The organism is Dactylosporangium sp. NPDC005555 (assembly GCF_040605635.1).
Classification (GTDB): domain Bacteria; phylum Actinomycetota; class Actinomycetes; order Mycobacteriales; family Micromonosporaceae; genus Dactylosporangium.
In genome coordinates, this window is record NZ_JBEXDG010000043.1 from 18,345 (window position 1) to 44,636 (window position 26,292).

A 26,292-nucleotide genomic window follows, 5' to 3' on the forward strand; every position below is an offset into this window, starting at 1 on the left:
AGGGGGTCACGTCGTGGCGAGCCGCAGCAGTTGCGGTGCCAGCCACGGCGCCACGACGCGTTGTACCCCGTCCGGGGTGAGGTGCAGGCCGTCGCTGCGGACCTGGACCCCGCCGACCCGCCAGGTGAAGGCGCCGTCCGGGCACAGCACCCGGTTAAGGTCCAGGACCACCGGTCGGGCCGGGTGGCTGTCGGCGACCTCGGTCAGCAGCCGGTTCCACGCGTCGACGCGGGCCGGGGTGTCCTCCGGCCACAGGCCGCCGTTCGGTCGTTCCTGGCGGCGGGTGTACGGCGCTGTCAGCAGCGCGACCCGGGCGCCCCGGGCGGCGGTGAGGTCGACCGCACGGCGCAGTTGCGCACTGAGGTACGTGTCGTAGGCCGGTTCACCGACGTGCGTCCACTGGCCGTCGAGTTTGCGGTCCATCAGTTCCCAGCGGTCCAGCAGGATGACCACGACGTCCGGGTCCTGGCTCGTGGTGGAGCCGCCCCACCGCGACTCCCACGTGGCGCAGTACGGGTAGTTGGTGTGCGGCGCGCCGCCGTACCGCAGCTCGGGCAGCACTGCGATGCCGCAGCCCTGCACGCCCTCGTTGGCCAGCGTGAGGCCGGCCGAGACGGACGCGTCGGCGGGCCAGTACGCACCGAGGGTCCACGACACGGAGTCGCCGATGACCATGACCCGCGGCGGTCCCGGCCGCCGACCGGCCCGGGCCGCCGGCGGCGTCGTGGACACCGTGGACGGCGCCGGGCCGGTCGAGGGCTGCGCGGCGGGCGCGGCCGTCAGCACGGGCGGCGCGACGGCCGGTGGCGGCGCCACGGCAGCGAGGGCGGCAGCAAGGGCGGCGGCCAGACCGGCCGCCAGACCGGCCGCCCAGCGGAGCCGGCCGGTTCCCGGCCGTCGCAGCGGCTGTTCGACAAGGTAGAAGCTGGCCGCGGCGACGGCGAGGGTCGCCGCGACCCGCAGCGCGAGCAGCCGCGGCCCGCTCAGGCCGGTCCGGGCGGCGTCGAGGACCGCGAACAACGGCCAGTGCCACAGGTAGCCGCCGTAGGAGATCCGCCCCACCCACACCAGCGGCGCCGCGCCGAGCAGCCGCGCCACCGGCGTGCCGGGCGCCGCGGCGAGCTCGGCAAGGACCGCCGCGGCGGCCACCGCGGTCAGCGCGAAACCACCCCGGTACAGCCACGCCCCGGCACCGCCCGGGAGGACCGCGAACGCGGCGAGCAGCACCATCCCGGCGACCGCCGCGCCCCGCCGTACCGTGGGATGCCGCGCCACGACCGCAGACGCGGCGGCGAGCGCACAGCCCGCGAGCAGCGCCGCGGCCCGGGTGTCGCTGCCGAAGTACGCCCGGCCCGGGTGCAGCGGGTCGTACAGCACCGCGGCGGCCACCGTCGACGCCACGAACCCGGCGGCGCACAGCGCGCCGATCAACGGCCGGGGCCGCCGCGCCCGCAGCGCGAAGAGGATCAGCACCGGCCACAGCAGGTAGAACTGTTCCTCGATGGCGAGCGACCAGGTGTGCTGCAGCGGCGAGGCCGCCGCCGTCTCGGTGAAGTAGTCACCACCGCGCAGCACCATCCGCCAGTTCGCCCAGTAGGTGAGCGCGGCGACCGCGTCGGTGCGCAACGCCCCCGGATCCTGCTCCGGCAGCAGGGAGGGAGCGGCGACGACGACCGCGAGGACCAGCAGTGTCAGGGCGGGCAGCAGCCGGCGGACCCGGCGCAGCCAGAACCCACCCAGCGACACCCGGCCGGTCAGCTCGGCCTCGCGCAGCAGCAGCGACGTGATCAGGAACCCGGACAGCACGAAGAACACGTCGACGCCCAGGAAACCACCGGGCACCCAGGCAGGCATCCCGTGCACGACCAGCACCGCGCACAGCGCGACGGCCCGCAGCCCGTCCAGCGGCGGCAGGTGGCGCAACGACACGCGCCGGACGCTGCCCGCCGTGCCCCGCCGCAAACTCCGGCGAAGGAGCAGATCCGGTGAGGAAACGTCGGCTGTGCGATGGTGCCGGCGCCGGGCGCCGCCGGTGGTGGCGAAGTGAGATCGGGGGTGGCGGGGGCGCCCCGGTGTGCGGGGTTTGCCGGGAGGGGTAGCCGCATCGCGATCCACCACCAGATCCGCTAGGAGGCGATCGTACCGATGCGCGGGCCGGGCAGATCCTCGTCGGTGCTCACCGCCGTGTTCGTGCTGGCGATCTGTGCCGCGCTCGGCACGATGCTCATCTCCTTCGACCAGCGACGGCGGGCCGAGCACACAGCCGAGGCCGAGGACCGGGCAAGATCCGCGGTGACAGCACTGGCGCTGCTCGTGACGGGCACCGAGGCAGCCCGGTGCGGTCTCGCCGTCACCGGCGACCAGCTGTTCCGCACCCGTCTGGCCGGCAGCCTGGACGTGATCCCGCGACGGGAACGGGAACTGCAACGAAGCGTCGCGCACGACCCCGTCAAAGTCATGCTGGTCCGGCAGATCACCCTGTACCTCAACGAGTACCTCAGCAACTACCTGTCACCCGCACTGGCGACGAGCCGCGCCGGTGGCCCGGCCACCGTGCCGAACGCGATCATGCTCGCAGCGCGGCGACACGCCGACCTGGTCGGATCGCACCTGGACCGGCTGCTGGAACTGGTGAACCGGTCCACCGTCAGGGCCCGGGCGAGAGCCGAGACGCACAGCAACACGGGCATCCTCGCCGGGGTCGTACTGCCGTTGTTCTCGCTGGTCGCCCTGGTCCTGATGCGCCGACACGCGACGGCGGTCGCGGGTTCGGTGCGCAAGCTCGAGACCGCCGCGGGCCAGGTCGCCGACGGCGAGCTCACCGTCAGGGTGCCCGAGGACGGTCCCGCGGAGACCGGCCGATTCCAACACGCGTTCAACAACATGGTCAGCACCCTGGCGCAGCACCGGCACACCCTGAACGAGAAGGTCGCCGAGCAGTCGGCACTGCGCAGCGCGGGAACCCCGGCCGCGGGTGGCCAGCCACCCGAAGCGGTGTTCGACGCGGTCACCGAGCAGGCCGGCATGCTCTTCCGCGCCGACCTGGCCGACCTGCTGCACTTCGACCGCGACGGCACCGCGAGTGTCGCGGCGACGTGGAGCCACGCGCAATGGGATCTGCCCGCTGACGACCAGGTCCGGCTCGAGCCGGAGGGCATGGCCGCCCAGGTGCTGCGCTCCGGCCGTGCGGTCCGCCTCACCCGCCCCGGGACCCCGGCACCCGCATGGCAGCGACCCGCCGATTTCGGCCTGCGGGCCGCGATCGGTGTGCCGGTCATCGTCGCCGGCCGCGCCTGGGGCGTATTGCGGCTGATGTCACGGCGCCCGGAGACACTGCCCGAGGACGTCATGTCCCGGGCCGTGCCGTTCACGGATCTCGTCGCGGTCGCGGTCGCCGGCCACCGGGCGCGCACGGACTCCGCCGAGGCACGCACGCGAATCATGTTCGCCGCCGACGAGACCCGCCGCACGATCGAGCGGAAGCTGCACGACGGGCCGCAGCAGCGGTTGACGGCGTCGCTGTGGGCGTTGCAGGCGCTGGACGCGCAGATACCGGCGAATCTCACCGAACTCCACGCCCAGGTGTCCGTGCTGACGGCCCGCATGAGCGGAGCGTTGGACGACCTCGCGAGCATCGCCCGCGACGTGCACCCGGCGATCCTCTCGCAGCGTGGCCTGCCATCGGCGATCCGATCGCTGGCCCGCCGCACGCAGGTCCCGGTCGAGACGAGTCTCGATCTGCCCGGCCGGCTCGACGAGCAGGTGGAGATCGGCATGTACCACATGGTTGCCGAAGCCCTCGCCCTCGCGGACAACCATCCGCACACGACCCTGGTGGACATCGAGGCGTCCGTGCACAACGGCCGGCTGCTGCTCCACATCGAGATCAACGGCATGCGGACCGGGGACGTCGCATCAGGTCCCGAACTGGTCAGCATCCGCGACCGGGTCGAGGCATTGGGCGGAGCGACGACACTCGAAAGCAGCCCGGAGCGCGACATCCGGCTCTTCATCGACGTGCCGTCCCCGACCCGCTGATGCCCGCGTGTTGCAACAACCGCCTCACCCGGGACGCTGACACAAGCCACGCCACCCCATGCCACCCCACGCCACCCCCATGGCTCATCCTCACCCGGCGCGGCCGCGACCGTCACCTCGGTCTCGAGCGCTTATCCCTTCCCGGGCGGGGCAGGTCGCACATCGACCGGTGAGCGGCCGAGCCCAGCACGGACCCGCCCACGAAGGTGAGTCTCTCGTGAAGGTGGGCCTTGGCCATGCGGGCTTTTTGGGATGCGCTGGTAGCCAGCATCGATCGTCTGACGTTGGCCGAGTGGATTCAGATCGTCTCAGCCATGGGCGCGGTCGCCGCAGCGGTTGCCGCCGCCTCGGCCGCCCGCTCGGGGCGCGGTGCGGCCCGGACCGCTGCCAAGCAGTTGCCGGAGTTGCAGAAGCAGGTCGAGCTCAACGCGGCTCAGGCGAAATCCGTCGACGAGCAGGTCGTCCTCGCTCAGGAAATGCTGAAGGCCACCACGGCGGCGGTCCGGGAAGCGGCACGCGCCAGGACGGACGAGCGGGCTCCCCTCGTCGTCGCGCTGTTCGAGACGCCGCAATGGCCCCCATTGATCGATGCGACGCGTGACCGGATGCCCTATGGCAACGAGTTGCGGCTGCTCGACCATCGTTCTGTGGAGCAGGCCGAAGCGGCCTCACCGGGGCGGCTCTTCGCGCGGGGCGCAGAGCGCAACCGGCTCATGTGGTTTCAGACCCGGGGTGTACTGATCAACGAAGGCGCGACCACCGCACGGGTGCGCCTCGATGAAGAGGCCCAGTTCGTGGAGGCGACCGCCGCGAAAAGGGAGCGCCTCCTGCGACCGGGAGAGGTGGCCCTGTTCGAATGGGGAGCGGGTCACACGATCGCGGAGTGGGCGGTCGCCCGCGAGAAACCCGACCCGCCCAACCCGCTCGGCGCCTGTTTCTTGACGATCACCGTATTCGACTCGTTCGAACACGGCATCTTCGACCACATCCACGCCGTCATGAGCGGCCGGCCGATCGTCCCGGTGGACGACTCCTTCGACGAGGTGCGGCTCGCTTCCCGGGAGTCCGAGGCGGAAATGGGCGTCACGGTCTTCCCCACCCGGCGCACGTACCGCTCCGACGGTGTGCGAAGGGAACCGCTCCCCTGGGACGGCACGTACGCGGCATGGTGGAGGGAAAACGGACGGCGCGCCACGGAGCTGGCGAAGAATACGTGATCGGGATCCGCGGGTGAACCGACCGGCAACACCCCCTGCGGGGCCGACCTCATAGCGGTGGTGCTCGGCCACCGCGGCCAATGCAGCCAAATAGTCCAGAATCGATGCGTCGTCAACCCGGCGGTCGGGCGACTTCGCCCGTCGGCGGAATACCCCTGCCTGCCGAAGGCGTCGTCGAACCCTTCCCGCAGGGACGTCACGAGCACCCCCTCGTGATCCTCGCCGCCCGGGCCCCGGGTCGTCGACCGTGCCGAGCCGCTCGACGTGCACACCGGCCGGGCGCCGGGTTTATCCCGGGCGCGGTTGTGCCGATTTGAGTGTTATCGGCGCCAGCTTCCGAGAAGCAACGTGGCGATCGCCGCCGAAGTGACGAAATTCGTCGCTTGGAAGCTCGAATATGACGAGTTCGTAAGATCTATGGACAGGAAACCGGCGGTGCTCGTAGAGTCGGGCATCTTCCGCTGATCCTGGAGATGACGTTGAACATTGCAGCCCAGGAAAGTCCCGCTCTTTCCGCGACCGAACTGCACGCCGCGTCCACCGTCGTGGAAGGCAGCACGGTCATCGAGCTGTCCGAGGCCCACCTCGACCGCATCCGCCGCGGTGGTGTCACCGCCGTCAACCACACCGTGACCAGGCCCTACGCGGACACTGTCACCGCACTGCGCGAGGTCAACCAGTGCCGCCGCTGGATCGACGCGCACGCCGACCGGGCGCTGCTCGCCACGAGCGTCGCCGACATCGAGCGGGCCAAGGCCGAGGGCAAGGAGGCCGTGATCCTCGGGCCGCAGGACACCGAGATGATCGGGGTCGACCTCGACCTGCTCGGCACGTTCTACGACCTCGGCGTGCGCATCCTCCAGCTGACCTACCAGCGGCAGAACCTGCTCGGCGCCGGCTGCGGGGAGAACGTCGACCCCGGCCTGACCCACAAGGGCCGCATCTTCGTCGAGGCGATGAACGAGATCGGCATCGTCGTCGACGTCTCGCACTGCGGGCAGCGCACCGGGCTCGACGCCATGGAGGCGTCCAGCACGCCCGTCGTCGTCACCCACTCGTTCTGCGACGCGATCTCGCCCCACATCCGGGCGAAGGACGACGCCTTCCTGCGCACCCTCGGCCAGCAGGGCGGCGTCATCGGCATCACCACCCTCTCAGGGTTCCTGTACTACCCGGACGAGCCGACCCGGCGTCCGGACCTGACCCGCTTCGTGGAGCACCTCACCCACGTCGTGGAGGTCGCCGGCATCGACCACGTCGCGATCGCCACCGACTACGACGAGACGCTCACCGAGGCGATGCGCGCCGAGCAGCTCAAGGACAAGGAGTTCAAGAGCCTGCTCGGCGACTGGAAATGGGAGGAGCGGCGGGCGATCGGCATGGACGACGCCGCCAACTTCCCGAACTTCACCGAGGCGCTCCTGGCCGGAGGGTTCTCTCCGGCCGACGTGACGAAGGTCCTCGGCGGCAACTGGCTGCGGGTGTTTGGGGAGGCATGGAGCCCGGCCGGCCGGTAGGCGCGAGTTGAGAGATCAGCCAAGGAGACCCATGAGAACGCGATTCATGACCAGAGTGCTGGCGGTGGGCGTCGTCGCGGCGCTCGCGGCCGGTTGCTCCGGCGGCGAGCCCCCGAACAGTGACAACGGCGCCAGCACCAACGACGGCCTGACCAAGAACATCCGCCTGGAGGACGAATCGCAGCCCTCCGGCACGCCGAAGTCCGGCGGCCGGATGCGGATCATGATCCGGCTGGACGCGAACGAGCTCGACCCCCACAAGATGTCCGAGACCTCGGCCTTCGTCATCAACGAACAGATCTACGAGTCGCTCGTGGAGTCCTACCGCGGCGAGATCAAGCCCTCCATCGCCGAGTCGTGGGAGCAGAGCGGCGACGGGCTCACCCTGACGTTCAAGCTGCGCGACAACGCGTACTTCCACAGCGGGCGCAAGGTCACGTCGGCCGACGTGAAGTACTCGATCGAGCGGATCAAGAACCCGGCGACCCGCGCCCCGCGCGCCCGCAGCTACGAGGGCATCAGCGCGGTCGAGACGCCCGACGAGCGCACGGCCGTGCTCAAGCTCAGCAAGCCCAACGCGGCCATCCTGACCCTGCTGTCCACCGCCGCCTCGTCCATCGTGGACAAGTCGGTGGTCGACGAGAAGGGCGGGCTCAACACCGCCGTCGACGGCGGCAGCGGCCCGTTCAAGATCGCGACGCGGACCGCCGGCCAGACCATCAAGCTCGACAAGCACACGCAGTACTGGCAGTCCGGCCTGCCGTACCTCGACGGCCTGGACTTCACGTTCAACCCGGACGACAACGCCCGCGCCGCCGCGGTGCGCAGCGGCACCGTCGACTTCCTCTGGCGGCCCGCGCCGGAGTTCATCGACGCGCTGAAGAAGGACGAGAAGCTCAAGTGGTACGGCGGCTCCGGCTCGCTGTCGCTGCACCTGCGGCTCAACACGTCCAAGGCGCCGTACGACAACGTGAAGGTCCGCCAGGCGATCTTCTACGCACTCGACCGGCAGGAGATCCTCGGCGTCGCCAACTCCGGCTTCGGCACCGCCCTCAACGCGGGCTACCTGCCGCCGGACCGCTACGGCGCGCTCACCGCGCCGGTCTACGGCAAGGCGGACATCGAAAAGGCCAAGCAGCTGCTCACCGAGGCGGGCTTCCCGAACGGCTTCGAGGCCAAGCTCATGGTCATCGCCACCTCGGCGTTCCAGGTGCGCTCGGCCGAGGTCGAGCAGCAGCAGCTGGCGAAGATCGGCATCAAGGTGACCATCGAGTCGGTCGAGTCGACGATCGCCGACACGAAGACCAAGTCGAGCGATTTCGACATGTACCAGTCCGGCTTCGGCCTCACCTACGACCCGGACGAGCGGTTCACCGCCAGCTTCCTCAAGGGCGGCGGCCTGAACTACGGCAACTGGAGCGACCCCGAATACGAGGCGCTCATCGTCCAGGCCCGCTCAGAGCTCGACAAGGACAAGCGCTCGACGCTCTACCAGCAGGCCGAGAAGATCCTGGCCGAGCGCGGCCCGGTCGCGATGACGTTCCTCAACGCCGACTTCGACGTCGTGCAGAAGGACGTCATGGGCTACCGCGGCGACCCGACCCCGACGTACCGCTTCTACCGCAGCCTCTGGCTCAACCGATGACGCACCGGAGGGGCGCCCGGCCCTGGGCGCCCCTCCGGAGCACCCCGCAACGAAAGGCACCGCCATGGAAGACGTCCCGCTGAGCCATCGCTACATCATCGCCGCCCGGCTCAAGGGCTACCTCAACAAGCACGCCGAGTCCGTCGCCCTGCTCACCGAGGCCCTGGAGCTGGAGCCGGGCGACCCGCGCCTGCTGCGCTTCCGCGGGCACCGGCGGATCTCCGTCCGCGACTACGCCGGCGCGATCGAGGACCTGCGGGCCGCCGCGGACCGTCTCGACGAGGTCGCGGACGAATACGAGATGTACCAGCCCGAGGTCGAGAAGGACGTCGTCAGCCTGATCCTCGGCCGGCCCGAGGCGGTGCGGCCGCAGCACCTCAGCGAGGCGATGGCGGCGGCCGACCCCGGCGCACTGGCCCGGTACAACACCACCCTGCACACGTCGGTCTGGTACCACCTGGGCGTGGCCCAGTACCTCGACGGCGACCTCGAGGGCTGCCTGGGAAGCTTCCACAACGCCGAGCGCTCAGCCCGCCACCAGGAGGGGGTCGTCGCATCGCAGGACTGGCAGTACATGGCGCTGCGCCGGCTCGGCCGGGCAGACGACGCCGATGCGGTGCTGGACCGGTTCCGGCGCATCGCCGTCGTCGATGAGGACCACCTGGTCGGCTACGAGGGCCGGATGCGCCTCTACACCGGCGAGCTGACGCCCGAGCAGCTGTGGGCGATGTGCGACGGCGACAGCCTCAAGACCGTGACCCAGGGCTACGGCCTGGGCAACTGGCACTACTACAACGGCGACGTCGCCCGGGCCCGCGAGGTCTTCGACGGCGTCCTGAAGACCGGCGTCACGCACGCCTTCGCCTACCTGGCGGTCACGTCCGAATACTCCCGCAACCCCGACTTCGCGACAGCGACGAAGGAGCACTGACCATCATGGCGATCATCCGGGCCGAGATCGGCCACCGCGACCAGGAGACCAAAGAGGCGATCATCGCCGAGCTGACCGACGTCCTGGTGAAGTACGGCTCGCCGCGGGAGAACACCCACGTCCTGCTCTACGAGGTCTCCTACGACAACTGGGCCAAGGGCGGCGTGACGTACAACAACCGGAAGAAGAAGGCCCAGGAGGGCTCGTGACCGGCCCGCACGTACTGCTCACCCCGAACCTCGCCGAGCTCGTCCCCGGACTGGCGGCCGACTACCCGCACTGCCGGTTCACGGCGATCCCCGACGACGGCACGGTCCGCGACGAGTGGCTCGACGCCGAGATCATCCTGCGCAGCGCGATGAACGAGGACACGTTCGAGGAGCTGCTGAGCAAGTGCGAGCGGCTGCGCTGGGTCCAGATCACCGCGGCCGGCTTCGACTGGGTCGGCGGCACCGTCTGGCAGCGGCGCCTCGACGAGGGCCTCGTCTACACCCGCTCGCCGAACTCCTACAACGTGCCGATCGCCGAATACGTCATCGGCGCCATGCTCATGCACGGCCGGGCGTTCCCGGCGCTGCGCGAGGCCCAGCTGCGGCACGAGTGGATCCGTCTCGTCGGCAAGGACGTCATCGGCAGCACGGCGCTGGTGTTCGGCACGGGTGGGATCGGCTCCGAGGTGGCGTGGCGCGCGAGCGCCCTGGGCGCCACCGTGATCGGCGTCAACCGCACGGGCTCCCCCGTCGACGGCTTCACACGGGTGGTGGCCTTCGCCGACCATTTCGCGCTCCTGTCCGAGGCGGATGCGGTGGTACTGGCAATGCCGCTCACCTCGGAGAACCGGTACTTCTTCGGAGCGGAACACTTCGCGGCCATGCGGGCGGACGCGGTGCTGGTCAACGTCGGCCGCGGCGCACTGGTCGTCGAGGACGCGCTCGTCGAGGCGATGCACGCCGGCCGGATCGGCGGCGCCGTGCTCGACGTGTTCGAGGAGGAGCCGCTGCCGGCGGAGCACCGGCTGTGGGACCTGCCGAACACGACGATCACCCCGCACACGTCGTTCCGGGGCTCGGGCAACCTGCAGCGCCTCGGCGCCGACTTCCGGGCCAACCTGGACCGCTACCTGTCCGGCGAGCCGCTCGCCGGCACGCATCGCCAGCCGGACCTCGGCTACTGACTCACTACCGCCGACGGCGGCCCGCCTTCGCTGCACCGAAGGCGGGCCGCCGTTTCTCCGTAGGTTCAGGGTTCGAGTCCCTGGCGGCTCAGGGAACCGGCGACGAACCGCAGCAGCTCCCCAAACGCGGCGAACATGGCGTCGTCGCCGCCGGCGAGGACCGCCTCCACCGCCCGCTCGTTCGGCCAGGCCGCCGCGGTCGCAGCCGGGACCGCACGCCCCTCGGCGGCGTAGAACGCGCCGAGCTGCACCGCTGGCACCAGCCGCTGCTCAAGCCGTCCGTCGATTCTGACCAGCTGCGGCAGCCGGAACGCCAGGACCGCAGCCGCCGCGCGTTCCTCATCGTCGCTGCCTGGCAGAGCCGGGCCGATCCGGATGGCGTGGGCGACGACCACGGGCGTATCTGCAGGCATCCGCGCGAGCAGCGCAGCCAGCTCGCCGGCGGTGCCGAACTCGACCGGCTCGCCACCGAGGACGTCGTGCACATCATCAAAGGTCATGATCGTTCCTCTGTCAGGGATCGTGTGATGATCGGCTGAGCGGTTGGGGACAATTTGGGTGGTCCCGGCCCACGCTCAGCTGGTCAGCAGTCCCGGGTGCGGTCCGTTGCGTTCTTGGCCGTCTCGTTCTTGGCCGTGGTGATGGCCTCGCGCATCCGGTTGCGGCGCCGGGCCTGGTCGTGAACACGGCGCCGGACGAGTCCAGTCCGAGCGAAGCCAGGCGCCGACCTCCTCAAGCACGGTGTATGCGCGGTCGAACTCGGCGTCGGCTTTGGCAAGCATCGCCCCACGGACGGGCAGCACACGGGGTGGTCTCCACCCGTCGTATTCGTCGTCGGTGTTGGGGCGCAGCCAGCCGGTGGCGCGTTACGCCTGCTCCAGTTCGTCGGCGGACTTCTCCAGCGCCGGACCGGCCATGTCCGGGTGCACCGCGGCGCGGACCGCCAGGTCTTCGGCGGCGTCGGTGCTGCTGCCCGCCGTGATGCCCACGGCGTACTCTCTACGACCTTGTCGGGAGTGGGCCAGTATCCCAGTCACTGCGGTGCGTCGGTCGCGTGATGGCGTCGGCTCCCGTCGTCAAAGATCCATGTCTCGTCGCGCCGCATTCATGGCCTCGCTTCGCAAGCCGATCAGTAGTTCACGAGCCTGCTGGTCGGCTGCCGAGTCCGCCAAGAGCGACTCGTACACCCGGGAGTAGACGCTGATCTCCTCTGGGTCAGTCAGTGTCAGCTCGCGGGTGTAGGTCTCAACGGTCGTGAACTGGGTTCCGTCGGGCAGTGTGTAGATCACGAAGGAATGCGCGTGGACCGTCGAGGGTGGTGCGCCAGTCGGCATGACTGCGACGTTCACCCCGGGAAGCGTGGAGACGGAGAGAATCTTGTCGTACTGGGCAGCGAGCGCATCGTAAGACACTGGGCGGAATCGCAGCGCGGCTTCAGAGATGAGGAAGTCGAACTGTCGGCCCTTCTCGTAGAGTGCCGACTGCCGTTCGATACGTGCCGCCGCCGCGCGTGCCGTATCACCGACGCCGAACACATCGGCAAGAGCCAGCACGCTGCGGGCGTACTCGGCTGTCTGAAGCAGGCCGGGCACCACCGCATGCTGGAAGACTTGCATACGCGTGGCGTCGGCAAGAAGGCGCGCGATGTTCCGTTGATGCGCAGCGCGCCCGCCACTCAGTGTCCTGTCCCAGATGATGGACGCGACCTGGATGGACTCCGCGACGTCTACCAGCTCGGCGGTGACCTCGTCCGAGGCGCCTGTGGTGGTCGCCCACGCCTGGACGTCGGCGACGGAAGGCTTCGTTCGACGGTTCTCAATCTTGGAGACCTTCGACTGTGACCAACTCAGGTCCGCGGCGAGCCGGGTGGTCGACAGGCCGGCGTCTTCGCGGAGTTCACGCAGTCGGGACGCGAGCGCGGCCCGGTCGTCAGCCACTGGACTCACCAGGATCTACGCAACTCGTCTTGGACCGTTGGGAGGTAGTCCAGGAGCGGGACCGAGTGTGCCATCGCGAGATTGCGTTGATCGACAAAGCCGCCTACGTCACGGGTTGGCTCCATGGACAGGCGTCGGCCGTCTCCGTCGTACTCAATGACCACCCCGAGTGCATCGTCGAGCAACCAGAAGTCGCGTGTAAGCGCGCTCAGCGTCTCGGGTGCGTCGGCTCGGTCGGCGATGCGGACGTCTTCGCCGGCCGCGACGTTTCCCTGGTAGCCCAGGATTTCGAACCGAAGGTAGTCCGTCAGCGGGCGGTCCAGCAGGTGGACCCTGCTCCAGTGTCTGCCGGCTTGCACGCTGTCGGCGAGCATCCGAAGCCATGGGTCGGTGTCAGGGCCGCGTGGCGGCATCGGGTGCCCATCGTTGAATGCGCGCAGCAGGTCTGCCTCGCCCGGTGCGGTGTAGGAGCTCAGCGTTTCGAGGCGGAACACTGACCGCTCGACCTTGCGCAGGATGCTCTGCAACTCGTCCATCTGCATCTGCATCGGCTCGTCCTGTTCTGTCGCCACGTACCGATCAAGTCTAGTCGAGCTTGAAGACTAGTCGTCGGCGCCGCCTTGTGGCAGTGTCGGTCTTAACGCAGTGAAGGGAGTCAACATGTCGGATGCGTCCGAGCGCCTGGTGTGGCGCAAGAGCACTGAGAGCCTCAGCGGCGACTGTGTGGAGGTCGCGCCCCTGCCCGACGGTGTTGCCGTGCGGGACTCCAAGAACCCGGATGGCCCGGTGCTCGAGTTCACGCACTCGGAATGGTGTGCGTTCCTCGCGGGCGCGAACAAGGGTGAGTTTGACGATCTGTGACCGAAACTCGCGAGGTTGCACACGTGAGTGTGGCGAGGGCGCCCGGCGCGGTGGCAGCATCGGGCCGGGCGTCCGGAGCTACACGCTGAGGTGTTCGCTGGCCGAGCCACGGGCCCTAGAGAAGATCGTCGAACTCGCCCTTCGCGGCGCCGTCGAGGAACGAGGCGAACTCCTCGACCGTGAACGCCAGTACTGGGCCATCTGGCTCCTTGGAGTCCCGCACGCCAATGACCCCGCCTACTCGCGCCAGTTCGACGCATTGGCCGTTTTGCTGGGATTTTGTACTCTTCCGCCACGTTGCACGGCTAAAGTCGATCACGCGAACTCCTTTGCAACATCCCGAATCATCGACGCCGAGTCATCCGGGCTGAGCGCCATCGCCCTCAGTCGATCAAATGCTTGCATCGCTCCCCGCACGTCGGCGTCAACTTCAGGATAGAGATCGCCGGCCATGGTCTCGATGTAGACGACGTCCCGATCGCCGGGGTCCGCGAAACCGAGCACGACGAACGCGCCGGGCGTGCCGGGATGCGCGCCCGCTGCGAACGGGATCACCTGGACGTCGACGTGCGGCAGGCTTGCGATGGTCACGAGGTGATCCATCTGCTCGGCCATGGTCTCGGCCCCGCCGACCTGCCGACGGATCGCGGCCTCATCGAGAACCACCCACAGTGCTGGAGGGTTCTCGCGATGAAGAAGCGCCTGACGACGCATGCGAACCTCAACCCGTCGTTCGATCTCCTCCTCTCCAAGGCGGGCGACGCCGCCTTGGAGGATTGAACGGGTGTACCGCTCGGTCTGCATCAACCCTGGAATCGAGATGACCTCGAAGTTCCATATGCGCGACGCATCGGACTCGAACCCGATGTAGGTCGCGTACTTGTCGGGGATGCTGCCCGCGTATCGATGCCACCAGCCACGCTGTGCAGCAGTCTGGGCGACCTCTACCAAGCTCGTGACCGTTGCGGCATTCGCGCCGTACGTCGCCAGCAGCGCTCGCACCGCCGGCACGCGGACGCCGACCAGCGCACGCTCAACCCGCGACAGGTGAGACGGCGAGATTCCCGCGCTCGCCGCAGCTTCCTCGATCGTCATGTCGATGGACTCACGCAAATTGCTCAGCTCGCGAGCGAGGCGCCTGCGTCTCAAAGTAGGCCAGTTCGGCACGAGGTCAGCATGCCATAGCGGGACGAGGAAGAAACTTCGCCACACAACTTGTCTGGATCTAGTCGCACCTGCGAGACTAGGCGCGCCTAAGACTAAACGGTGACGCTTTGGCGGTGATGTTGTGAGTCGGTCCGCAGGCCCAGCAACGAAGAGTGGTGGACCGGGCTCCGCCACATCCAAATCGGCGACGCCGGCTGCACACACTGCCTGCGTCGACGCGGCGCGCCGCTGGCGCAGTCACCAGCCGGACCGGGCATGGATCGAGTACGGGTTCCGCTGGCCGCCGTTCAGCGTGCGACGCCCAGGATGCCTGGCCTGCCAGCAGGCATGGCCGTGCCGCGATGCGCTGGCAGCCCACGAACACCTCACCGGGTGCGAGAAACACAGCCAGTCGCACCACGCCGCATCGGACGACCGATGACCTGTACCCGGGGCAACCAAGCGCGCCCAGTGCTCAGTGTCGAGGCCAGTCTCGCCGGAATCGCCAAAGGGAGAGGACGGAACGACGTGCCGGGAGCTTCCGTCAACGCCCGACTCGGCCAGATTGAATGGCGGGTTACCCCGGTCCGGCGGACCTCGCTGGCTGACAGCGCACAACGATCGGCGCGCAGCCCGCTCGGACTGCCGGCCACGATGGAGGGGTTCATGCTGACGGCTCGTCGCCCAGTATGCGGCTCGTCACCTGGTACAACGGCCGACGCGACGAGCGGACCAACCAACAACGCTCGTGGCACTCGTACGCACCAGAACGACGAACTAGCCCTCGGTTCGCTACTGGTGTGCGACGGCTGCGACCAGACGCTGCAACTGTCATGGGGGCCGAACGGTGACCGCCTGTACGTGTTCTTGTGCGGCTGCCGCCGCGATGGTGTTGACGCGCGGGTCGTGGAGCGGCTCGTGCGGGACCGCGTGGAGGGCGAGTCAGTCCTCCTGGTCGACGGGGTCGCGAACGAGGAGTTTCGTCGGGTGTTCCGGAATCTGTTCGCCGAGGTCCGCGTAGCGGCATCCGCAGACGACCTGGTGTTCGTCTGGCGGATCTAGAGCCCTGCCCGCCGTCGCCGCGCTGGCTGAGGCGGCGGGCAGTCCTAGAGCACTGTCGAACGACAACAACGAAATACAGCATCCGCGCGTCCGGCGGTGGCGCGCGTGATGAGCCATGCCTGCCAGCCCTCGTGGCTGGCGGCGAAGTTGACCAATGGGGAGGACAGCAGCGATGAGTACGGAACAGCGCCTACCGGTTGAGTACGGCAAGCCGGTACCGGCGATGGCAACCGGAAATGAGTCGGGGCTTCGGCGGACGCTGGGGTTGCGTGACCTGGTGTTCTACGGCCTGGTGTTCATGGTGCCGATCGCGCCCATGGGGATCTTCGGGTCGGTGTACAACGGCTCCGGTGGCATGGTCGCGCTTGCGTACCTGGTCGGGATGGTGGCGATGGTGTTCACCGCTGCCTCGTACGCCCAGATGGTGAAGGCGTTCCCGCTCGCTGGGTCGGTCTACAACTACGCCGGCAGGGGCATCGGTGCGCCGGTCGGGTTCCTGGCCGGGTGGGCGATCTTGCTGGACTACCTGCTGGTGCCGAGTCTGCTGTATTTGATCGCGGCGGTCGCGATGCACGCCACTGTCTCGGCGGTGCCGGTGTGGGCGTGGCTGCTCGGCTTCGTGGGGTTCAACACGGTCATCAACCTGCTCGGTATCCGGATGACTGCCTTGATCACCAGGATTATGTTGATCGGTGAACTCATCGTCCTGGCGGTCTTCCTCGTCATCGGTGTGAACGCGCTGCTGGACGGCCGCGGTCGCGGGTTCTCGTGGGAGCCGCTGTTCAACAGCAGCACCTTCACGTGGCCGTTGGTGTTCGGCGCCGTGTCGATCGCTGTGCTGTCGTTCCTCGGCTTCGACGGCATCTCCATGCTGGCCGAGGAGAACAAGGGCGGCCCAAGCCAGATCGGCCGAGCGATGGCCGCTGCGCTCGCCCTCGCTGGCGTGCTGTTCATCGTGCAGACCTGGGTCGCCGCGCTCCTCGTACCAGACCCGGCGGGGTTGCTGGCGAACGGTGACCCGGGAGGCACGGCCTTCTATGACGCCGCTCGGCAGGCGGGCGGGGCGTGGCTGGCGACGCTGTGCGCTGTCGCCACCGCCATCGCGTGGGGTGTCGCCAACTCGCTGGTGGCGCAGGTCGCGACCTCCAGGTTGTTGTTCGCGATGGCCCGTGACCGGCAGCTCCCGGCTTTCCTGCGGAAGATCTCGGTCCGGCATGGTGTCCCGGCCAACGCGATCACCCTCACTGGTGTCCTGTCGGTCGGGATCGGCCTGTACATGGCGTGGCGTTCCGACGGGATCGCGCTGCTCTCCAGCCTGATCAACTTCGGGGCGCTGACCGCGTTCCTCGTCCTGCACGTGGCCGTGGTCTGGCACTACCTGATCCGGAAACGGTCCCGGAACCTGTGGTCGCACCTGATCGTCCCAGCCGCCGGGTTCGCGATCCTCGGCTACGTCGTCATCAACGCCAACATCGCCGCCCAGCAGCTCGGGTTCATCTGGATCGGTGTCGGTGCCGTCGTCCTGATCGGCCTCTACGCGGCCGGTCGCCGCCCGACGCTGTCCGGTCTCGGCCAGGACGGCCGGCTATGACGCAGTCGATCAGCGTCGTGGACTATGCGCAGGACGAGCCGACGCTCTACACGTTCGGCGGCGCTGAACCGGTGACGATGCTCCGCCCCGGGCAGGTCCTGCGCACCGTCGCCGAGGATTGCTTCAGCGGTGCGGTGCTGACCGTGGATGACCTGCCGTCGAAGGTGTGCGAGCTGTTCAATCCTGTCGTCGGGCCGTTCTACGTCCAGGGCGCGGAGCCCGGCGACACGCTCGCCGTGCACCTGCTGTCGCTGGACCCGGCGCGGGACTGGGGCATGTCCGCGACGTTCCCGCACTTCGGCGCCCTGACCGCGACCCACACCACGGCGATGCTGCACCTGCCCCTCGAGGAGCGGGTCTGGCAGTACGACATCGACCGGCACGCCGGCGTGGTCCGCTACCACGCCCGCCGGTCGGAGTACACGGTCGAGTTGCCGCTCGATCCGATGCTCGGCACGGTCGGGGTCGCGCCGGCGGGCGGGGAGGTCCGCTACTCGATCGTCCCGGACGCGCACGGCGGGAACCTCGACGTCCCGGAGCTGCGGGCCGGGACCACCTTGTACCTCGGCGTCAACGTGCCCGGCGCATTGCTGGCGTTCGGGGATGGGCACGCCCGCCAAGGCCAGGGGGAGGTGTGTGGTGTCGGGGTCGAGTGCGCGATGCGGGTCACGCTTGCCGTCGACGTCATCAAGGGCGTTGCGACGCCGTGGCCGCGGATCGAGACCGACCACCAGCTGATGTCGATCGGTGCTGCCCGGCCGCTCGAGGACGCCTACCGCATCAGCCAGCGTGACCTGGTCGACTGGGTCGTGGAACTGACCGGCCTGGACGTCCTCGACGCGTACCAGCTCGTCTCACAGGCGGGGCGGGCGGCGCCGGGCAACGTCTGCGACCCGAACTACACGATGCACGCCGCGATCGACACCGCCGTCCTGCGCGGTGCGACCGGCTACGGCGGCGTGCACCGGCGGTTGCGTGCCCTCGCCGGGGCGGTGTGGTGACCGGTCATGGCCTATCCGATCGGCGAGGCACCACCACCGAACCTGCGGCAGCCGCTGCGGGTGGAGCTGTTCTTCCTCACCCACTCCGAGACCGGCGAACCCCTCGCCCACGCCGGCACCCTCGCCGTGGCCCTGGCCGGGGCGGTCATCATCGACCATCTGCTCAGGCCGCTGTGGCGGCAGGGCCAGGACAACCAGCTCCAGCCGCTCGAACGGCTCCGCGTGGTCGGTCCGCAGGTCATCGTGGTCAACCCGGACGTGTCCGGGGACCCGGTCGCGGACTGGGCGATCACCGCGCTCGGCGGCGGCCGGGTCAGGTCGGTGTCGGAACGGCAGCGGTCGATGGCGCTGCGGGAGGCGATCCGCGCCCTCGCCGTGCACGCCTATGAGCGCACCACGGCCGGCCTGTATGCCGGGGACCTCGCCCGCGAGGTCGTCAAGCGCGGTCTGGGCCGTGGACGACGCCTGTACCCGCCGACCGACCCGGGCAACATCGCCCGGGTACGCGGCCGGTTGTGCAGCGTCCTGACCGGCTACACCCACCCCGACACGCAGACAGACGCGCTCGGCGGCCTGATCCACGCACTGAACCTCACCTCCGTGCTGTATCTGGACCGACCCGACCTACGGGACCTGCTTGGACGGATGACCGCCCGGGTCGAGGAACACCACCCGGCGGTCCACCAGATCCTGACCGCCACCGACGACCTGATCGCCGAGACAGCGGTGGCGGTGTACGGATGACGGCACTTCACAGGCGGTGTGTGCACGTACCGGACCGTCCGCGTCCCCGGTCCGGGACGGGCGGCCGGGCAGCGGCGCCAACCCCTCTACCGCCGAGGGCGAGCCGCTGCCCTGCGGGGTGGCCCCACCCGAGCCTCCCCGGGCAACAGGGCCACCCCGCACCTACCGAACCCACCGGCATACCGCCCGCCTCACACCCCGAATGGACCCGCTATGACCGGCAGGGACGCCGTCCGCTCGACCACCACGGTGGTGGCGAAGTGGCGGACCGATCAGGTCCGCGACGAGATGCAACGCCGCTACCTCCGGCAAGGGCAGTCGTTGCGCCGGATCGCCCGTGCGATGGGGTGCGCGTACGGCACCGTCCACGGCGTGCTGACCACGGCAGGCGTCCGGCTCCGGCCGAAAGGCGGCGGCTATCGCCGCAAGCGGCGCACGCCATAACGGACAATGCGCCGCCGCAGCGCCGATACGGTCGAAACCGCCCCGACCATCCTGCACACCGGAACCAGACGAGGCAGCCAGCAGCGATCCTTCTTTTGCGGTGTCCACCCCGCGGCACCATCGACCTCGACTCGAACCGTCCAACCCCGCAGCGCCCGAGTGGTGGGCAGCCGCAGATGCCGGGCGGTCCGCTGCATCCCGCCGATCGTGGCGCCGTCTGGCAGGACCTCGTGCGATGAGCCGGACAACGACCATCACAGCCCGAGCGTGCTCGAACGGCCATGACGGTGCGGCGCGGGTCTGTTCGCTGGATGCGTGAAGGCGGAGCCGTGATGGCCCATGACGCGGGGTCTGATGCCGAAGGTGTGGGGCGGCTGGCCGCCACCGCCGCCGAGGTCGTCCGCGCGCACAGCGCGACACCGGACGGGCTGTGTGCCGGATGCATGGCCGATGCCGGTCGGCTCGCCTGGCATCCCTGTCCGCAAGCCGAGTGGGCGTCCTCGGTCCTGCACCAATACGGCCGTCCGCCTGTGGAGTGACCCTGCCGAGTGACGCGGCTGGGGAGGAAACCGTGAACCGATCAGTGAACGCCGCTGAGCATCGCCTGGAGTGCAGCGCCAGCAGCGCAGCGGACGAGTCAGGTGGGAGCAACTCGTGTTGACGTTGACCGATGGTCAAATGGCGCTCCTGCTCGCGATGGATGCCGGGATGCAGATGAAGATCAACCGGAATGTGGTCTGGATCCGCCGCCGCCCCTACGCCATGGCGGACCTGTACGCGTTGCGGGCGGCGGGGTTGGTCCGCTCGGCGGAGACCCCTGTCGGGATGCGCAGCGCCAAGAACTTCGAGCTGACCGACCGAGGCGTCACGCAGGCGCAGCGTCTGGCCGACCAGCACCCGCCAACAGCAACAGCGAGCCCGCCGACGCTGGCGGCGCAGCACCAGCCCAGTTGCCATGCGGGGACCGTCACATGTTGAGGCTCACCGACACGCAGGCCGAACTGTTGCTGGCGATGACCGGGGCGGTCAATACCTATGTCAGGGAGCACTTCGCGTGGGTTGCCCACCGCCAGTTCCCGCTGGCAGACCTCTATGCGCTTCGTGCGGCCGGACTCATCCGCGCCGTGAAATCCATCCAGGGCGCACGCGGACCCAGGCAATTCCAGGTCACCGAGCGGGGCGTGGCCGAGGCGCTGCGATTGAGTGGCGACGCGCCGAGCCGTCAGGAGGAGTTGCAGCCATGACCCCCGTCAAACCCAGCGACCTGACGGCCCTGCCGCACCTGCCGGACTTGGCCGATCAGGTCCGCATGGTCGTCGCCGTGCACGTTGCTCGTGACGGCATGTGCGGAGGCTGCCTGAGCACCTGGGCGCGGTTGGCTCCGCATCCCTGCCAGTGGATGCAGTGGGCGCGCGCCTGGCTCGCCGATCCGGCAAACAGCACGAGCGCACAGCCGTGAACAGTACCGATTCGCACACCAAGCCGCTTCCAGACGCAGAACCGAAAGGGGCACAGATGCCAGTGATCGTCAGCCCGCAGGAGGATATCTACGTTGCCGTACGGCCCGGTGCACAGACGGGAATGCAGCTTCCCGGAGCGAACTACGAGGAGCTTGCCGTGGCGGCGACGCACGGGCACCCGGTGCCGTCGTGGTTCGCTGACGCTGCCCGGCGAGCATGGCGGATCGACCTCGCCGGGCGCCCGACCGGCAGCGTCGTGACGGTACGCCGTCCCTCCACTTCACCCGTCACCTACAGCCGGGCATCCTGGGAGATCAACAAAGGCTGCAACTTCGCCTGCGAACACTGCTACCTGGAGCAACGACCGTTCGCCGGGTTACCGCTGAACGAGAAGCTGACGTTGATCGACATGTTGCGGGACATGGGCGTGCTCTGGTTCCAGATCACCGGCGGCGAGCCCCTCATCGACCCCGACTTCCCGCCGGCCTACGAACGCGCCCACGACGCCGGGATGATGGTCGAGATCCTCACCAACGGCTCGCGCCTCGCCCGCCGCGACCACCTCGCGATGTTCACAGCGCGACGACCGCACAAGATCACGGTCTCGATGTATGGGGCGAGCCCTGAGACCGCCGACGCCCTCACCCAGACCCGGGGCGCATTCACGAACATGTACCGCGGCTTGCAGGCAGCCGCAGTCGCAGACCTGCCCATCGAGGTGACGATCATCGTCACCAAACACAACGTCGCCGAGCTGGACGACATGCGCGCGTTGATCGACGAGATCGGCTTTCCCCGCAACGAGTACGGGTCCATCTCGCCGACGTACACCGGGAACGGTGCAACCCTCGGCACGCAGGCGCCGGGCTACCTCGACAAAAGCGCGATCTTCGCCGGCTGTCCCGCCGGGCACACGTCCTTCCACGTCGACCCGCACGGCTTCGCCACGATGTGCAAGGTCGGCCGCGACCACCCCATCAGCCTGATCGCGGAAGGCCCCGAAGGGCTGCTGCGTCTGCCCGCGATCGCAGACGCCCAAATGCTTCGCACCGGTGGATGCAGCGGCTGCACGCTCTCCTCCACCTGCCGGGTATGCCGACCCATGGCGCGCGTGTACCAGGCGGCGAAGGCACCACTGGAACACTACTGTCAGCACGGCGAGAGGAACCCAGCATGACCGTCACCGCTGTCCAGATCACCCGCCGCCCGGCACCGACCAGCACCACCCCGGTGCCCGCCGGCCGCGCCGCCGAACCCGTCGGCGTCGTCATCGTCGCCAACGTCGAGGCTCTCACCCGCACCAACCAGCCTGGCTGTGGCGACGACAATCCCTACCGCTGACCCCCGGACCGAGACGTAGGAGCCTCGGGCGGCAGCCGTGCCATGGCGGCGCCGCCCGGGGCACCGCATCCCTGCGAGGAACAACCTTGTCAACCATCCGTGTCCCGTACGAGAAGCTCCCACCGGCCGCGCTGGCGGCGATCGAAGCGACGACCGGACCTGTCCTGTCCACCGAGTCGCCGGCCGAGGGGTTGAACAGCGCCGTCGCGGCGAAGCTCCACACGGCAACCGGGACGTACTTCGTGAAGGCGCTCCCGATCGACCACCGCTGGGTCTGGACACAGCAGCGCGAGGCCGATGTCGCCTCCTACGTGCGCTCCGTTGCCCCCGCGCTGATCGCCCACACCGTGACCAGCGGATGGAACATCCTCATCTTCGAGGCCCTGCCCGGCCGCCACGCCGACTACCGGCCGGGCTCCGCAGACCTGCCCAAGGTCGCAGACCTCGTCCGCCGCGTCGGTGAGCTACCGGCACCGCGAATCGAGCTACGGGACGCGACACAACGCCTTGCCGCCTACGTCAGCCACGAAGCCGACCTCCAGCACTTCGCCGGTGACACTCTGCTGCACACCGACTGGAACAACAGCAACGTGATCATCGGCGACGACACCCGGATCGTGGACTGGGGCTGGGCCACACGAGGCGCGCCCTGGCTCGACACCGCGTACTGGACGATCTGGCTCATCGCCGCCGGACACAGCCCCGAATCCGCCGAGCAATACGCCACACACATTCCCTCCTGGCAAGCCGCAAGCACCGCCGGACTGAACACGTTCGCAGCCGCCAACGCACGACTCTGGACCGAGACCGGCGGCGACCACCCAGACCCATGGACCAAACGCATCATGACGGCCGCACAGGACTGGCACGAGTACCGGCAGTCCAGGCCATCGCGTCATACCGACAAATGACCTTGAACCCACGGCCGTGGGTAGGGTGACGCAAGCGCCGCGACGGCACCGTCCTCGTCCCAGCCGGTCCGGCGTCACCATTGTCAACGGTCATCTGGGGGTTTCGGCCGTCCTTGACACACTCGGGAGGACCTGATTCGCACGACGTTGCGTACCCAGTTCCCCGGCGACGGTTTTTACGGCGAGGAGACCGGAGCCGCACAGGGCACCAGCGGCCGCCGCTGGATCGTCGACCCGATCGACGGCACCGCGTACTTCGCCCACCGGGTACCGGTCTTCGCCCTGAACATCGCCTACGAGGACGAGCACGGCCCGGCGATCGGTATCCGCCACCACCCCATCGCCCGCCAGATGGTCTACGCCGGCCGCGGCCAAGGATGCCGTATACGCACGGGTGACAGCGAAGCGCCACCCGCCCTCCGCGACACCCCCGACCTCAGCCAGGCCCGGGTGGAAATGGTCAACTTCACCTACTGGCCCACCGACCTGGTCGTCGCCCTGCATCAGGCAACCCACGCCAGCGGCTACATCTTCGGCGTCGGCGCCCTCCTCACCGGCCTGACCGACGCGATCCTGATCGCCGGCGACGAGATGGGCTACGAAGACCTGGCCCCATTCCCGGTGATCTTCGCCGAGGCCGGCGCCCGAGCGACCGACCTTCAGGGTGCGCCACTGCTGTCCGGTCCCCGCAACGCTCTGCTGAGTACCGGCCGTTTCCACGACGAACTACTCGCCCTGATCGTGAAGGCGCTCAACTGACCGACGCATCGTTCGACGTGATCCCGCCCTACCGACCGATCTCCCCGCGCCAGACTGCGCTGTGCGCTGTGATTCTGGGGTACACCCCAACACCACACCAGGCGGCCGACCACCGTGAACGGCGCAGCGACCACCGCTTCGTCGACCACCGGCGGTGGCGGTACCGTCGGCACGGCCCGGGGCGAGGGCGTCGCGGCACGCCGTTGCACGTCACGGCGGGCCCGCCGGGTGGTCTTCGTCGCCGTGTCGGTGATCGCGCGCAGCTGCTCGACCGTGCGGAACAGGGCGTGGGCGGCGCCGGGTCAGGCGAGCAGGGTGCGGGCCGCGGCCAGGATGTCCGCCTCGCCGAGCAGCACCTGGTCGGCGGCCGGGCCCAGCGGGACGTAGCTGTCGACGCTGTTGACCCGGGCGATCCGGCCGGCGAAGCCGGCGTCGACCAGGGCCGCGACGACCGCCTCGGAGACGCCGCCGCCCGCGCGGGTCTCGTCGACGACGAGGACCCGGTCCACGCCGGCGAGCGCGGCGAGCAGCGCCGCCGCCGGCAGCGGCGCGAGCCACTGCAGGTCCACCACGCGGGTCTCGGCGCCCTCGCCGGCCAGCACTCCGGCCACCCGCAGGCTCATCGGCACGCCGTTGCCGAAGGTGACCACCGCCAGGTCGGCGCCGTCGCGGACGGTCCGCACCGCGCCGAACGGCGCCTCGGCCCAGTCCGACGGGGCCGCGTACGGGGCGAGCCAGCGGCCGTCGCCCTCGGTGTGCAGGTCGCGGGTGTGGTACAGGGCGATCGGCTCCAGCAGCACGCACACCCGACCCTCCGTCTCGGCCAGGGCGAGGCACTGGCGCAGCAGGTCGGGTGCGGTGGCGGGGTGCGACGCGACGGCGAACGCGAGGCCGGGGATGTCGCGCAGCACGGCGACCGAGTTGTCGTTGTGGAAGTGGCCGCCGAAGCCCTTCTGGTACGCCAGGCCGGCGATGCGCACGACCATGCCGTTCTGGTACTGCCCGGCGGAGAAGAACCGCAGCGACGCGGCCTCGCCCCGCAGCTGGTCCTCGGCGTTGTGCAGGTAGGCGAGGTACTGGATCTCGGGGATGGGCAGGGCGCCGGCCAGCGCGCCGCCGAGCGCCAGCCCGAGGATCGACTGCTCGTCGAGCAGCGTGTCGAAGACCCGGCCGGCGCCGAACGCCTTGCGCAGCCCGCGGGTGACGCCGTAGACGCCGCCCTTGCGGGCCACGTCCTCGCCGAAGACCTGGGCGCCCGGGTGGGTCAGCAGGGCGTCGTGCAGGGCGGCGTTGATCGACTGTGCGAGGGTGAGCGGCCCGCGCTCCTCCGGCAGCTTCCCGCCGAAGGCCGGTGCACGGTCGGCGCCGGCGCGGGCGGCGGCCGCGGTGACGGCGGCGGGGCGGCGGGCGGTCAGCGGCGCGGTGACGGCGTCCGGCGACGCGAGCCGCTCGACCGCGCCGACCAGGTGCCGCGCCTCGTCCATGACGAGCTTGCGGGCGTGCTCGTAGCCGGCCAGGCTCTCGGCCGGGCTCAGGATGCCGCGGCGGGCCAGCGCCGCGGCGGTGGCGAGGATCGGGTCGCGGGCGTAGTCGGCGAGGATCTCCGACCGGCCGCGGTAGGCCAGCTCGGCGTCGGAGCCGGCGTGGCCCATGAACCGCACGGTGCCCAGGTGCAGCACGACCGGCCGACGCTCGGCGCGGACCCGCCGCGCAGCGTCGGCCGCGACGGCCAGCAGGTCGGCGGGGTCGGTGCCGTCGGCCTGGACGTAGTCGATGCCGGGCAGCGACGACAGGACGCGCCGGACCCAGCCGTGCGGCGAGCGGGTGCTGATGCCGATGCCGTTGTCCTCGCAGACGAGCAGCAGCGGCAGCGGCAGGCCCTGGTGGGCGCTGTAGCCGGCGGCGTTGAGCGCGCCGGCGGCGGTGGAGTGGTTCAGCGACGCGTCGCCGAAGCTGCAGACGACGACGGCGTCGTCGGGGTACACCGAGCCGGCACCCCGGCCGACGTTGAAGGCCAGGCCCATCGCCCGCGGCAGGTGCGAGGCGATCGTCGAGGTCTGCGGGATGATGTTCAGCGCACGGTGGCCGAACACCTTGTGCCGGCCGCCGGAGATCGGGTCGCGCCGGGACGCCGCCGCCGAGTGCAGCACGTCGCTGATCGGGGTGGCGCCGGGCACCTGACCGGCCCGGGCCGCGTAGAACCCGCCGGAGCGGTAGTGCAGCAGCGCCGGGTCGCTCGGGCGCAGGGCGAGGGCGACGGCGGCGTTGCTCTCGTGGCCGCTGGAGCCGATCGTGTAGAAGCCCTCCTTCTGGGCCTGCAGCCAGCGCAGCGCAAGGTCCAGATGACGGGCCTGGACCTGGGCCTCCCAGTAGTCCAGCAGGACCGTGCGGTCGACCCCGGTGTCGTCGGCGTCGTCGGTGCCGCCGGAGGGGCCGGTGGGCGCTTCGGACGACCACTCGGTGAGCCGGCGGACGACGTGCTCGTCGATGGATTCCACGACGGAGGGCTCCAG

28 protein-coding genes are annotated in these 26,292 nt (G+C 69.6%); 20 read left to right on the top strand and 8 right to left on the bottom strand.

Annotated elements, in window-relative coordinates:
* Positions 1-6 precede the first annotated feature (6 nt).
* Positions 7-1,929 (bottom strand): acyltransferase family protein, encoded by a 1,923-nt coding sequence (locus ABZS58_RS35480; RefSeq protein ID WP_354787639.1) that lies wholly within the window; start codon positions 1,927-1,929, stop codon positions 7-9.
* Positions 1,930-2,145: 216 nt separating this feature from the next.
* Here ABZS58_RS35480 and ABZS58_RS35485 point away from each other — a divergent pair, with 216 nt between their 5' ends.
* The 7 genes from ABZS58_RS35485 to ABZS58_RS35515 all read left to right on the top strand — a co-directional run bounded on the left by ABZS58_RS35485 (position 2,146) and on the right by ABZS58_RS35515 (position 10,522).
* Positions 2,146-4,038 carry a GAF domain-containing protein gene (locus ABZS58_RS35485; protein WP_354787640.1) on the top strand — a complete coding sequence of 631 codons (1,893 nt, stop codon included), beginning with the start codon at positions 2,146-2,148 and terminating at the stop codon, positions 4,036-4,038.
* Between the two features lie 236 nt (positions 4,039-4,274).
* Positions 4,275-5,255: a hypothetical protein gene (locus tag ABZS58_RS35490; protein WP_354787641.1), complete on the top strand. Its 981-nt coding sequence runs from the start codon at positions 4,275-4,277 to the stop codon at positions 5,253-5,255.
* Positions 5,256-5,734: 479 nt separating this feature from the next.
* Entirely contained in the window at positions 5,735-6,772 is a 1,038-nt protein-coding gene (locus ABZS58_RS35495) for a membrane dipeptidase (RefSeq protein ID WP_354787642.1), read from the top strand.
* Positions 6,773-6,803: 31 nt separating this feature from the next.
* Complete coding sequence (locus ABZS58_RS35500; protein WP_354787643.1) at positions 6,804-8,417, top strand: ABC transporter substrate-binding protein; 1,614 nt, start codon at positions 6,804-6,806, stop codon at positions 8,415-8,417.
* A gap of 64 nt (positions 8,418-8,481) precedes the next feature.
* The gene (locus tag ABZS58_RS35505) at positions 8,482-9,348 is read left to right on the top strand and encodes a hypothetical protein (protein ID WP_354787644.1); all 867 of its coding nucleotides are present in this window, start codon (positions 8,482-8,484) and stop codon (positions 9,346-9,348) included.
* Positions 9,349-9,353: 5 nt separating this feature from the next.
* Entirely contained in the window at positions 9,354-9,557 is a 204-nt protein-coding gene (locus ABZS58_RS35510; protein ID WP_190253310.1) for a tautomerase family protein, read from the top strand.
* On the top strand, positions 9,554-10,522 hold the full coding sequence (locus ABZS58_RS35515; protein ID WP_354787645.1) for a D-2-hydroxyacid dehydrogenase: 969 nt from the start codon (positions 9,554-9,556) through the stop codon (positions 10,520-10,522). Before ABZS58_RS35510 ends, ABZS58_RS35515 begins: the two co-directional genes overlap by 4 nt.
* Positions 10,523-10,587: 65 nt before the next feature.
* Here the strand turns inward: ABZS58_RS35515 and ABZS58_RS35520 are convergent, their stop codons facing one another.
* The 4 genes from ABZS58_RS35520 to ABZS58_RS35535 all read right to left on the bottom strand — a co-directional run bounded on the left by ABZS58_RS35520 (position 10,588) and on the right by ABZS58_RS35535 (position 13,031).
* The gene (locus tag ABZS58_RS35520; RefSeq protein WP_354787646.1) at positions 10,588-11,022 is read right to left on the bottom strand and encodes a hypothetical protein; all 435 of its coding nucleotides are present in this window, start codon (positions 11,020-11,022) and stop codon (positions 10,588-10,590) included.
* Between the two features lie 366 nt (positions 11,023-11,388).
* Positions 11,389-11,511 (bottom strand): hypothetical protein, encoded by a 123-nt coding sequence (locus ABZS58_RS35525; RefSeq protein WP_354787647.1) that lies wholly within the window; start codon positions 11,509-11,511, stop codon positions 11,389-11,391.
* 87 nt (positions 11,512-11,598) lie between these two features.
* Positions 11,599-12,459, bottom strand: coding sequence for a helix-turn-helix transcriptional regulator (locus tag ABZS58_RS35530; protein ID WP_354787648.1), 861 nt, complete (start codon positions 12,457-12,459; stop codon positions 11,599-11,601).
* A gap of 5 nt (positions 12,460-12,464) precedes the next feature.
* Positions 12,465-13,031 carry a DUF6879 family protein gene (locus ABZS58_RS35535; protein WP_354787649.1) on the bottom strand — a complete coding sequence of 189 codons (567 nt, stop codon included), beginning with the start codon at positions 13,029-13,031 and terminating at the stop codon, positions 12,465-12,467.
* Positions 13,032-13,119: 88 nt separating this feature from the next.
* Between ABZS58_RS35535 and ABZS58_RS35540 the strand changes: the two genes are divergently transcribed.
* Positions 13,120-13,320, top strand: coding sequence for a DUF397 domain-containing protein (locus tag ABZS58_RS35540; protein ID WP_354787650.1), 201 nt, complete (start codon positions 13,120-13,122; stop codon positions 13,318-13,320).
* A gap of 115 nt (positions 13,321-13,435) precedes the next feature.
* Here ABZS58_RS35540 and ABZS58_RS35545 read toward each other — a convergent pair whose 3' ends face one another.
* Positions 13,436-13,639 carry a DUF397 domain-containing protein gene (locus ABZS58_RS35545; protein ID WP_354787651.1) on the bottom strand — a complete coding sequence of 68 codons (204 nt, stop codon included), beginning with the start codon at positions 13,637-13,639 and terminating at the stop codon, positions 13,436-13,438.
* Positions 13,636-14,532, bottom strand: coding sequence for a helix-turn-helix transcriptional regulator (locus tag ABZS58_RS35550; RefSeq protein WP_354787652.1), 897 nt, complete (start codon positions 14,530-14,532; stop codon positions 13,636-13,638). Before ABZS58_RS35550 ends, ABZS58_RS35545 begins: the two co-directional genes overlap by 4 nt.
* A gap of 405 nt (positions 14,533-14,937) precedes the next feature.
* On the opposite strand from ABZS58_RS35550, the gene ABZS58_RS35555 reads away from it, so the two are divergent.
* From ABZS58_RS35555 to ABZS58_RS35610, 12 genes are all read left to right on the top strand, one after another.
* Complete coding sequence (locus ABZS58_RS35555) at positions 14,938-15,528, top strand: hypothetical protein (protein ID WP_354787653.1); 591 nt, start codon at positions 14,938-14,940, stop codon at positions 15,526-15,528.
* Positions 15,529-15,751: 223 nt separating this feature from the next.
* On the top strand, positions 15,752-17,119 hold the full coding sequence (locus ABZS58_RS35560) for an APC family permease (protein WP_354787654.1): 1,368 nt from the start codon (positions 15,752-15,754) through the stop codon (positions 17,117-17,119).
* Positions 17,116-18,120 carry an acetamidase/formamidase family protein gene (locus tag ABZS58_RS35565; RefSeq protein ID WP_354787655.1) on the top strand — a complete coding sequence of 335 codons (1,005 nt, stop codon included), beginning with the start codon at positions 17,116-17,118 and terminating at the stop codon, positions 18,118-18,120. Before ABZS58_RS35560 ends, ABZS58_RS35565 begins: the two co-directional genes overlap by 4 nt.
* Positions 18,121-18,126: 6 nt before the next feature.
* Complete coding sequence (locus tag ABZS58_RS35570) at positions 18,127-18,864, top strand: GPP34 family phosphoprotein (RefSeq protein WP_354787656.1); 738 nt, start codon at positions 18,127-18,129, stop codon at positions 18,862-18,864.
* A gap of 213 nt (positions 18,865-19,077) precedes the next feature.
* Entirely contained in the window at positions 19,078-19,308 is a 231-nt protein-coding gene (locus ABZS58_RS35575) for a helix-turn-helix domain-containing protein (RefSeq protein ID WP_354787657.1), read from the top strand.
* Positions 19,309-19,962: 654 nt separating this feature from the next.
* The gene (locus ABZS58_RS35580) at positions 19,963-20,286 is read left to right on the top strand and encodes a hypothetical protein (RefSeq protein ID WP_354787658.1); all 324 of its coding nucleotides are present in this window, start codon (positions 19,963-19,965) and stop codon (positions 20,284-20,286) included.
* Positions 20,280-20,552 carry a hypothetical protein gene (locus ABZS58_RS35585; RefSeq protein ID WP_354787659.1) on the top strand — a complete coding sequence of 91 codons (273 nt, stop codon included), beginning with the start codon at positions 20,280-20,282 and terminating at the stop codon, positions 20,550-20,552. Before ABZS58_RS35580 ends, ABZS58_RS35585 begins: the two co-directional genes overlap by 7 nt.
* Positions 20,549-20,767 (top strand): hypothetical protein, encoded by a 219-nt coding sequence (locus ABZS58_RS35590; protein ID WP_354787660.1) that lies wholly within the window; start codon positions 20,549-20,551, stop codon positions 20,765-20,767. Before ABZS58_RS35585 ends, ABZS58_RS35590 begins: the two co-directional genes overlap by 4 nt.
* A 56-nt stretch (positions 20,768-20,823) precedes the next feature.
* A complete protein-coding gene (locus ABZS58_RS35595; RefSeq protein WP_354787661.1) occupies positions 20,824-21,945 on the top strand; it encodes a radical SAM protein in 1,122 nt (373 codons plus the stop codon).
* Positions 21,942-22,109, top strand: a complete 168-nt coding sequence (locus tag ABZS58_RS35600) for a hypothetical protein (protein WP_354787662.1) — start codon at positions 21,942-21,944, stop codon at positions 22,107-22,109. Before ABZS58_RS35595 ends, ABZS58_RS35600 begins: the two co-directional genes overlap by 4 nt.
* 86 nt (positions 22,110-22,195) lie before the next feature.
* The gene (locus ABZS58_RS35605) at positions 22,196-23,020 is read left to right on the top strand and encodes a hypothetical protein (RefSeq protein WP_354787663.1); all 825 of its coding nucleotides are present in this window, start codon (positions 22,196-22,198) and stop codon (positions 23,018-23,020) included.
* A 135-nt stretch (positions 23,021-23,155) separates the two neighbouring features.
* On the top strand, positions 23,156-23,779 hold the full coding sequence (locus ABZS58_RS35610) for an inositol monophosphatase family protein (protein ID WP_354787705.1): 624 nt from the start codon (positions 23,156-23,158) through the stop codon (positions 23,777-23,779).
* A gap of 302 nt (positions 23,780-24,081) precedes the next feature.
* Here ABZS58_RS35610 and ABZS58_RS35615 read toward each other — a convergent pair whose 3' ends face one another.
* A complete protein-coding gene (locus tag ABZS58_RS35615) occupies positions 24,082-26,277 on the bottom strand; it encodes a thiamine pyrophosphate-dependent enzyme (protein WP_354787664.1) in 2,196 nt (731 codons plus the stop codon).
* Positions 26,278-26,292 lie beyond the last annotated feature (15 nt).

What these genes read in the sequence shown, in the direction of transcription:
- ABZS58_RS35485 (WP_354787640.1), top strand. Translation starts at nt 2,146, where the DNA reads ATGCGCGGGCCGGGCAGATCCTCGTCGGTGCTCACCGCCGTGTTCGTG.
- ABZS58_RS35490 (WP_354787641.1), top strand. Translation starts at nt 4,275, where the DNA reads ATGCGGGCTTTTTGGGATGCGCTGGTAGCCAGCATCGATCGTCTGACG.
- ABZS58_RS35500 (WP_354787643.1), top strand. Translation starts at nt 6,804, where the DNA reads ATGAGAACGCGATTCATGACCAGAGTGCTGGCGGTGGGCGTCGTCGCG.
- ABZS58_RS35505 (WP_354787644.1), top strand. Translation starts at nt 8,482, where the DNA reads ATGGAAGACGTCCCGCTGAGCCATCGCTACATCATCGCCGCCCGGCTC.
- ABZS58_RS35510 (WP_190253310.1), top strand. Translation starts at nt 9,354, where the DNA reads ATGGCGATCATCCGGGCCGAGATCGGCCACCGCGACCAGGAGACCAAA.
- ABZS58_RS35520 (WP_354787646.1), bottom strand. Translation starts at nt 11,022, where the DNA reads ATGACCTTTGATGATGTGCACGACGTCCTCGGTGGCGAGCCGGTCGAG.
- ABZS58_RS35540 (WP_354787650.1), top strand. Translation starts at nt 13,120, where the DNA reads ATGTCGGATGCGTCCGAGCGCCTGGTGTGGCGCAAGAGCACTGAGAGC.
- ABZS58_RS35560 (WP_354787654.1), top strand. Translation starts at nt 15,752, where the DNA reads ATGGCAACCGGAAATGAGTCGGGGCTTCGGCGGACGCTGGGGTTGCGT.
- ABZS58_RS35565 (WP_354787655.1), top strand. Translation starts at nt 17,116, where the DNA reads ATGACGCAGTCGATCAGCGTCGTGGACTATGCGCAGGACGAGCCGACG.
- ABZS58_RS35570 (WP_354787656.1), top strand. Translation starts at nt 18,127, where the DNA reads ATGGCCTATCCGATCGGCGAGGCACCACCACCGAACCTGCGGCAGCCG.
- ABZS58_RS35575 (WP_354787657.1), top strand. Translation starts at nt 19,078, where the DNA reads ATGACCGGCAGGGACGCCGTCCGCTCGACCACCACGGTGGTGGCGAAG.
- ABZS58_RS35585 (WP_354787659.1), top strand. Translation starts at nt 20,280, where the DNA reads ATGTTGAGGCTCACCGACACGCAGGCCGAACTGTTGCTGGCGATGACC.
- ABZS58_RS35590 (WP_354787660.1), top strand. Translation starts at nt 20,549, where the DNA reads ATGACCCCCGTCAAACCCAGCGACCTGACGGCCCTGCCGCACCTGCCG.
- ABZS58_RS35595 (WP_354787661.1), top strand. Translation starts at nt 20,824, where the DNA reads ATGCCAGTGATCGTCAGCCCGCAGGAGGATATCTACGTTGCCGTACGG.
- ABZS58_RS35600 (WP_354787662.1), top strand. Translation starts at nt 21,942, where the DNA reads ATGACCGTCACCGCTGTCCAGATCACCCGCCGCCCGGCACCGACCAGC.